The sequence below is a fragment of the Anaeromyxobacter sp. SG66 genome (assembly GCF_022690805.1).
GTDB classification, from domain to species: Bacteria; Myxococcota; Myxococcia; order Myxococcales; family Anaeromyxobacteraceae; genus Anaeromyxobacter; species Anaeromyxobacter soli.
The window spans coordinates 1-5,581 of the sequence record NZ_JALCZC010000171.1 but is presented as its reverse complement, the minus strand read 5'-3'; the positions used below and the strand labels follow the sequence as shown (position 1 = coordinate 5,581).

At 72.1% G+C, this 5,581-nt stretch carries 6 protein-coding genes; all 6 read left to right on the top strand.

Annotated elements, in window-relative coordinates; genetic code table 11:
* Positions 1-271 precede the first annotated feature (271 nt).
* On the top strand, positions 272-1,537 hold the full coding sequence (locus tag MNZ39_RS22985) for an amino acid ABC transporter substrate-binding protein (protein ID WP_242341424.1): 1,266 nt from the start codon (positions 272-274) through the stop codon (positions 1,535-1,537).
* A gap of 4 nt (positions 1,538-1,541) precedes the next feature.
* A complete protein-coding gene (locus MNZ39_RS22980; protein ID WP_242341423.1) occupies positions 1,542-2,417 on the top strand; it encodes a branched-chain amino acid ABC transporter permease in 876 nt (291 codons plus the stop codon).
* Positions 2,414-3,397, top strand: coding sequence for a branched-chain amino acid ABC transporter permease (locus tag MNZ39_RS22975; protein WP_242341422.1), 984 nt, complete (start codon positions 2,414-2,416; stop codon positions 3,395-3,397). The genes MNZ39_RS22980 and MNZ39_RS22975 overlap by 4 nt, the downstream gene beginning before the upstream one ends.
* Before the next feature lie 8 nt (positions 3,398-3,405).
* Positions 3,406-4,143, top strand: a complete 738-nt coding sequence (locus tag MNZ39_RS22970) for an ABC transporter ATP-binding protein (RefSeq protein WP_242341421.1) — start codon at positions 3,406-3,408, stop codon at positions 4,141-4,143.
* The gene (locus tag MNZ39_RS22965) at positions 4,140-4,856 is read left to right on the top strand and encodes an ABC transporter ATP-binding protein (RefSeq protein ID WP_242341420.1); all 717 of its coding nucleotides are present in this window, start codon (positions 4,140-4,142) and stop codon (positions 4,854-4,856) included. Before MNZ39_RS22970 ends, MNZ39_RS22965 begins: the two co-directional genes overlap by 4 nt.
* Positions 4,857-4,871: 15 nt before the next feature.
* A partial coding sequence (locus MNZ39_RS22960; RefSeq protein ID WP_242341419.1) for a GntR family transcriptional regulator occupies positions 4,872-5,581 on the top strand: 710 nt, incomplete at its 3' end.

Here is a 5,581-nt window from a genome sequence, read left to right as displayed (position 1 = left end):
GTAGGAGACGTCGGCGCGACGCGGCGCGGCGCCGGCGCGCGTCACCGCCGCCGGGCCGGCGCTCGCGATGACGCGCAGCGCCACGCGGCCGCCGCGCGCCGCGAGCTCGGGGAGGAGCGGGTGCATGTCCCCGGAGTGTAAGGCCCGTCGCCGCGGGCCCGGGTCTCCGTTGGGGCCCAGGTGGATCTTCGCGTTGCGCCGGGACCATCGTGTCGCGAAGCCGTAATCCATAATTACGGAGACGCAGCTCTCCTTCGCCCTGGAGGCGCTCATGAGCACTCGCAACCCCCGCCGGCCGTACGCCCCGCTGCTCCTCGCGCTGGCCGCGCTCGCCGCGGCCGCCGCCCTCCCCGGCGCCGCGGCCGCCGCCGACAAGGACAAGATCCTGATCGGCGCGACGCTGCCGCTCACCGGCGCGGAGGCCCGCGTCGGCGGGTTCTTCAAGGAGGGCTACGACCTCGCGTTCGAGCAGGTGAGCAAGGCCGGCGGCCTCGAGGTCGGCGGCAAGAAGCTGCCGGTGCAGTTCCTCCTCCTCGACGACACGAGCACGCAGGCGTCGGCGGTGAGCCTCGCCGACCGGCTCGTGAACAGCGACCGGGTCGACTTCCTCCTGGGCACCTACGCGAGCCACCTCGTGGAGGCGCAGAGCACGGTCGCCGAGCAGAACCGCGTGCCGTACGTGAACGGCGGCGGCGGCGCGACCAAGATCTACAAGCGCAAGTTCAAGTACCTCTTCGGCCTCATCTCCCCCGTCGAGCTGCTCGGCGGGACGCTCATGCAGTGGATGGACGAGCAGCAGAAGGCCGGCAAGCTGCCGAAGCCCGCGAAGATCGCGCTCCTGTGGGAGAACACCGCGCACGGCAAGGACTTCCGCAAGGGCGTCTCCGACTTCGCCGGGAAGAGCGGCGGCGCGTACCAGGTCGTGGTCGACGAGTCGTTCGAGCTCAACGCGCGCGACTTCGGGGCGCTCCTCGGGAAGGTGAAGGCCGCGAACGTGGACCTGTTCCTCGTGGACGCCCACCTGCCCGACTACATCACCATGCACCGTCAGTACGTGGCGAACGGGATGTGCCACAAGGTCGTGAGCTACGGCGCGCGCGGCGGCGAGAAGGACGCGGTGAAGGCGCTCGGGCAGGAAAACGTGAACTACGTCCTCTCCGGCGTCTGGTGGAACGCGCAGCTCGGGACGAAGCCCGGCCCCTCGCAGGAGTTCGTGAAGGCGTTCAAGGCGAAGTACGGCGGCCGCGAGCCGGAGTGGTTCCAGGCGCTCGCGTACGAGAGCGCGCGTGCCCTGTTCACCGCCATCCAGCAGGCGGGCAAGGTCGACCGGGAGGCGGTGCGCGCCAAGCTCGCGTCGATGAAGATGCCGTCGCTCCTGCCCGGCGGGACCCTCGAGTTCAAGGCCGAGTTCGGGCAGCAGGCGCAGAACTCGTTCGTGGTGCAGCAGAACCAGCCGGACGGCACCTCGCCCATCATCTTCCCGAAGGACGTGGCGAGCGCCGCCGGCGTCGCCCCGAACCCGCGCTGCGCGAAGTGATCCCGTGGACCGCTTCGTCGACCTCGCCGTCTCCGCGGTGCTGCTCGCCGGGCTCTACGCCACCATGGCGTACGGGCTCGGCCTCATCTACGGCGTGCTCCGCGTGGTGAACCTCGCCCATGGCGGGGTCATCATGGCCGGCGCCTACCTGGGCTGGATCCTCCACGGGTGGCTGGGGCTCGACCCCTACCTGGCCATCCCGCTCGTCGTGGGCGTCACGTTCCTGCTCGGCGTCCTCACCTACCGGGTGCTCGTGCGCCACCTGCCGCGCGGCGCCGCGGGCGGGCCCGCCTCGCTCCTGCTCCTCTTCGGCGTGTGGCTCGTCCTCCGCAACGCGGCGTACCTGCTCTTCAGCGGGAACGACCAGACCATCCGGACGGCCTACTCGACGCGGGCGATCCCGCTCCTCGGCTCGTACGTCTCGGTGAACCGCCTCGCGGTGCTCGCGATCGCGGTCGTCACCCCGGCGGCGCTGCAGCTCCTGCTCAAGCGGACGTACCTCGGCCGCGCCATCCGCGCCGTGGCGCAGAACGCGGACAGCTGCACGCTCGTGGGGATCGACGTGGAGCGCATCTACACGATCACCTTCGGGCTCGGCACGGCCCTCGCCGGGCTCGCGGGGCTCCTCTCCGCGACGATCTTCTCGTTCAACCCCGGGTTCGGGTCCGGCGAGCTCCTCAAGTCGTTCGTGGTGGTGGTGCTCGGCGGCCTGGGCAGCGTGTTCGGGACCGGGATCGCGGCCCTCGTCCTCGCGGTGGTCGAGGTGTTCGCGATCCTCGTGCTCCCCTCCTACCTCACGGCGGCGGTCGGCTTCGTCATGCTCGTGCTCGTCCTCGTGTTCCGGCCGGGCGGGCTCTTCGGCCAGCGGGTGCTCGGATGAAGTTCGCCTGGCCTCCGATCGTGCCGCGCTGGGCGCTGGCGGCGTTCGTCCTCGTCGTCGCCGCGCTCGCCGTCGCGCCCGCCGCGCTCGACCTCTCCATCTACTCGAAGAACCTCGTCACGCTCGCCTTCCTGATGATCTCGGGCGCGCTCGCCTGGAACTGGATGGGCGGCTTCGTGGGGCAGGTGAGCTTCGGCCACGCGGCGCTGTTCGGCGTGGGCGGGTTCGTCGCGGCGCGCCTCATGATCATGGAGCCGCCCGCGCCGGCGCCGCTCGCCTGGCTGGTGGGCGGGATCGCGGCGGGCATCTTCTCGCTCGGCGCGCACCCGATGCTGCGGCTGCGCGGGCCGTACTTCTCGATCGCCACCATCGGCGTGGGCGAGGCGGCCCGGCTCCTGTTCACCTACTGGGAGGACTTCACGGGCGGCTCCTCCGGCCTCTCGCTGCCCATCGACGTGGAGATGAAGGACCGGCTCTACTTCTGGGGGCTCGGGCTCGCGGCCCTGGTCGTGGCGGCGTCGTTCCTCATCCGTCGCTCGACGCTCGGGCTGCAGCTCCTCGCCATCAAGGCCGACGTGGACGCCGCCGCAGACGTCGGGGTCAACGCGACCTTCTACCAGGACCTCGTCTTCGCGCTGTCCGCGGTGGTGGTGGGCATCACCGGCGGGCTCTACGCCGCGTACTTCAGCTTCATCGAGCCGGGCGACATGTTCGGCTTCGATCGCTCGATCGCCTTCGTCCTCATGTCGGTGATCGGCGGGGTGGGGACGGTCCTCGGACCGGTGCTCGGCGCGATCGTGTTCGTGCTGCTGCGCCAGTTCCTGCTCGCCTCCTACCCGCAGCTCTACCTGGGCCTCTACGGGCTCCTCCTCATCTTCATCATCCTCTTCGAGCCGCTCGGGCTCACCGGCCTCGCGCTGCGCCTCGCCCGCGCCGTGCGGCGCCGCGCGCGCCGCGAGCCGCGCGAGTCGCTCGCCTGACCGACCCCATGCCACCGCTCCTCAGCTGCCACGCGGTCTCGAAGAGCTTCGGCGGCCTCAAGGCCGTCGACGAGGTCACGCTCGAGCTCAACGAGGGCGAGATCCTCGGCGTCATCGGCCCGAACGGCGCCGGGAAGACCACGCTCTTCAGCCTCATCGCGGGCTCGATCCGGCCGACCTCGGGCGAGGTCCGGCTCCAGGGCTGGCGCGTCTCGGGGTACGCCGCGCACCGCGTGGTGCGCGCCGGGATCGTCCGCACGCACCAGATCGTGCGGCCCTTCCCGAACCTCACCGTGGCCGAGAACGTCGCCGTCGGCGCGATCCACGGCAGCTGGCGCGCGGAGGGCACGCCGCGCCAGCGCGCCGCGGAGATCGTCGAGTTCGTCGGCCTGGCCGACCGCGCCGGCCAGCTCCCCGGCGCGCTCACCCTCTCGGGCCGCAAGCGGCTCGAGCTCGCGCGCGCCCTCGCCACGGTGCCCCGGGTGCTCATGCTCGACGAGGTCATCGCCGGCGTGAACCCCGCCGAGGCGATGAAGCTCGCCGCGCTCATCCGGCGCATCCGCGACGAGCGGAAGGTCTCGGTCATCATGATCGAGCACGTCATGCCGGCGGTGATGTCGCTCTCCGACCGGGTGGCCGTGCTCGACCACGGCAAGAAGATCTCCGAGGGCCTGCCGGCCGAGGTAGTCCGCGATCCGCTCGTCGTCGAGGCCTACCTCGGCAAGGGCCACGAGGTGAGCGCGTGAGCGAGCCCCTCCTGAGCGTCGACGCGATCGACGTGTTCTACGGGGACATCCAGGTCCTGTACGGCCTCAGCCTCGAGGTGCGCGAGGGCGAGATCGTCACGCTCCTCGGCTCGAACGGCGCGGGCAAGACCACCACGCTGCGCGCCGTCTCCGGGCTCCGGCGCCCGCGCGCCGGGGACATCCGCTTCCGCGGGAAGTCGCTCGTGGGTCTCCCCGCCGCCGGCCGGGCGGAGCTCGGGATCGCCCTCGTCCCCGAGGGCCGCGATCTCTGGGCCCAGCTGACCGTGCGGGAGAACCTCGATCTCGGCGCCTACCACCCGCGCGTGCGCGCGAACGCGGCGCGCAACCTGGAGCGGGTGTTCACGATGTTCCCGCGCCTCTCCGAGCGGAGCGGCCAGATCGCGGGCAGCCTCTCCGGGGGCGAGCAGCAGATGTGCGCCATCGGGCGGGCGCTCATGGGAGAGCCCGTCCTCCTCATGCTGGACGAGCCCTCCCTCGGCCTCGCGCCGATCCTGGTCGACCAGGTGATGCGGACCGTGTCCGACCTGCACGCCCAGGGCATGACCGTCCTGCTCGTCGAGCAGAACCTGCGCAAGGCGCTCGAGGTGGCGCAGCGCGGCACCGTGATCGAGACCGGGCGCGTGCGGCTCGAGGGGACGAGCGCGGAGCTCTCCGCCAACCCCGAGATCCGCACGGCGTACCTCGGCCTCTGAGCGGAGAGCGACCCGATGACGCGCATCGCCCAACGCGCGCTGTACGAGGAGGTCGCCGAGCGGCTCCGGCAGCTCATCTACGCCGGCGATCTCGAGCCGGGGACGTGGATCGACGAGCGCGCCCTGGTCGAGCGCTTCGGCATCAGCCGGACGCCGCTGCGCGAGGCGCTGAAGGTGCTGCACGCGGAGGGGCTCGTGCGCCTCACGCCGCGCCGCGGGTCGTTCGTCTCCGGCGAGCTGACGCCGCGGGACCTCGACGAGATCTTCCCGCTCATGGCGCTGCTCGAGGGGCTGTGCGCGCAGGAGGCGGTCCGCAAGGCCGGACCGGAGGACGTCCGCCGGCTCGAGGCGCTCCACGAGCGGCTCGAGCGCTGCGCCGCGGCGGACGACGTGGGCAGGTACTACGAGCTCAACTACCTCTTCCACCAGGCGGTGCAGGACCTCGCCGCGAACCCGTGGCTGTCGCGCATGGTCTCCGAGCTGCGCCAGTTCCTGCGGCTCCTGCGCGGCCGCCAGCTCCGCGTGCCCGGCCGGCTCGAGGCCTCGCTCGCCGAGCACCGCAAGCTCATGCGCGCGCTCCGGCGCGGCGACGCGGAGGAGGCCGAGCGGGTGATGCGCGCCCACCTCATGGCGCAGCGCGCGGCGCTCGCGGTGCAGGACGCGATGGCGAGGCCGGGCCGCTCGCGCGCGGCCGCGGCGGGGGCGCCGAAGGCGAGCGCCCGGGG